Here is a 1,868-nt window from a genome sequence, read left to right as displayed (position 1 = left end):
GTTTTTTTAGTTATGAGAAGGATGATGGGTGAGGCGAGTTACCTTGATCCTAACTTTTCTGGCTCTTTCCAAATTATGGAGAGTGTCTTTTTTTGTGTTTTTGGGTACGACAATGGGTACGAGCTTTTTAGGCTCTTCAACATTTAGTGTTGGTAGAGAAAGATACAACTGAAATTTAGCAAAACATACTAAGAGTAGAGAGTGGGACAAAAATCAGAAAAAATGGCTCTATACTTTTTGATGTTGGTGAACTTCGCCAACATCTTTTTTGTATAAAAAAATATAGAAAAGACACCCTGAAATCCTTTAGAATTAATTTGGCTAACAAATTCATAGGAGGATTCAAGATGTCTCATACTCAGCTTATCAAAGATACCCTAAATATTCTAGACCTAAATATCCATTTCGAGGAAAATTGTTTAACTAAAGAAAAATACAAAGGACAAATTTGCTTGATTTACAAAGGAACTCTTCTGTACAAGCCAGAAGAGTGTCCCCATTGTCTTTGTGTCGTCCCCTCTAGGATCATTCGTTGGGGGACGACAACCGTTCGGTTGTTACTGAATGATGTCTCTGAGTATCGCACTTATCTGGAGTTGAAGAAACAACGATTTAAATGTAAGTCTTGCCAAAGAACATTCGTAGCGGATACCTCTGTCGCTGAAAAATACTGTTTCATTAGTCAAAAAGTTCGTTGGTCTGTTATTGCTCGCTTAAAAGAGAATACTTCCATGACGGAAATCGCCCGTCAGAAAAATATCTCCACTTCTTCGGTCTATCGTGTCATGAAGAGATTTTACCGCCCATTGAATCCTTTCAAACAGACTTTGCCAAAGGTCTTATGCTTTGATGAATTCAAATCGGTTCGACATGTGACCAGTGCAATGAGTTTTATCATGATGGACGGACAAAGCCATGCATTATTGGATATTGTCGAAAATCGACGCTTGCCTTATTTAGAACGCTATTTTTCTCGGTTTTCATTAGCGACTCGTGAAGCCGTTCAATTGATTGTTATTGATATGTATGCGCCTTATGTTTCGTTGGTGAAAAAGCTTTTCCCGAATGCTCAGTTGATCATCGACCGTTTCCACATCGTCCAACATATTGGCAGAACCTTCTTGAATCATCGAGTGAAAGAAACCACGGCACGGCTTAAAGGAACTTCCCACACTCAACGAGGACTAGGGAAAAAATTGAAACGTTATTGGAAACTCCTACAAAAAGAAGAAGCAAAGTTAAACTACGAAAAAAGGGTTTGGCGTGCCAGTTTTAAAGATTATTTGACTGAAAGTGAGATTGTCGATCGACTGTTATCTGCTTGTCCCAACCTACGCCAAGGCTATCAGTTATACCAAGACATTCTTTATGCGGTAAAGAAAAGAGATCAGTCATTATTTGAGGACTGTTTAAACAGAGAAGTCAGCGGTCTTCCTGAAACCTATACAACCACTTTACGAACGTTTAAAAAGTTTCTGCCACAGATCCAAAATGCGCTTCACTACAGCTATTCAAATGGACCATTGGAATGTTTAAACAACCACATCAAAGTATTAAAACGCAATGCGTACGGCTTTCGCAGCTTTTACAATTTCAAACTACGGATCATGATTCGTCATGGCAAAACATTTTTAACCAAATAAACAGAACAGAAAGAGGTTTCCTTCTTTCTGTCCTGTCCAAATTATTCTAAGATTTCTCTTTACCAACATCATTTGACAAAGAGCCGAAACACTTTTGTCTCATTCTCTAAAAACGAATAAACGGTGGGAGCAGAAGCAACTCCTTCGGAAATAAGCCGAAATTCACAAAAATTTGAAAAGCAATTTTCGTTAATTTCTTCTTATTTCTCGGAGTTAAACACTTCT

The 1,868-nt window shown here is 37.9% G+C and carries 1 protein-coding gene; it reads left to right on the top strand.

Annotated elements, in window-relative coordinates; genetic code table 11:
• The first annotated feature begins 347 nt into the window (after positions 1–347).
• Positions 348–1,643, top strand: coding sequence for an ISL3 family transposase (locus GT674_RS16695; protein WP_161286676.1), 1,296 nt, complete (start codon positions 348–350; stop codon positions 1,641–1,643).
• Positions 1,644–1,868: the final 225 nt, after the last annotated feature.

This window comes from Blautia sp. BIOML-A1 (assembly GCF_009883055.1).
Classification (GTDB): domain Bacteria; phylum Bacillota; class Clostridia; order Lachnospirales; family Lachnospiraceae; genus Blautia_A.
This window is presented reverse-complemented; position numbering and strand designations above follow the sequence as displayed.

Bases quoted from the DNA above. Each gene is read 5' to 3' on its own strand.
- GT674_RS16695 (WP_161286676.1), top strand. From the start codon at position 348: ATGTCTCATACTCAGCTTATCAAAGATACCCTAAATATTCTAGACCTA.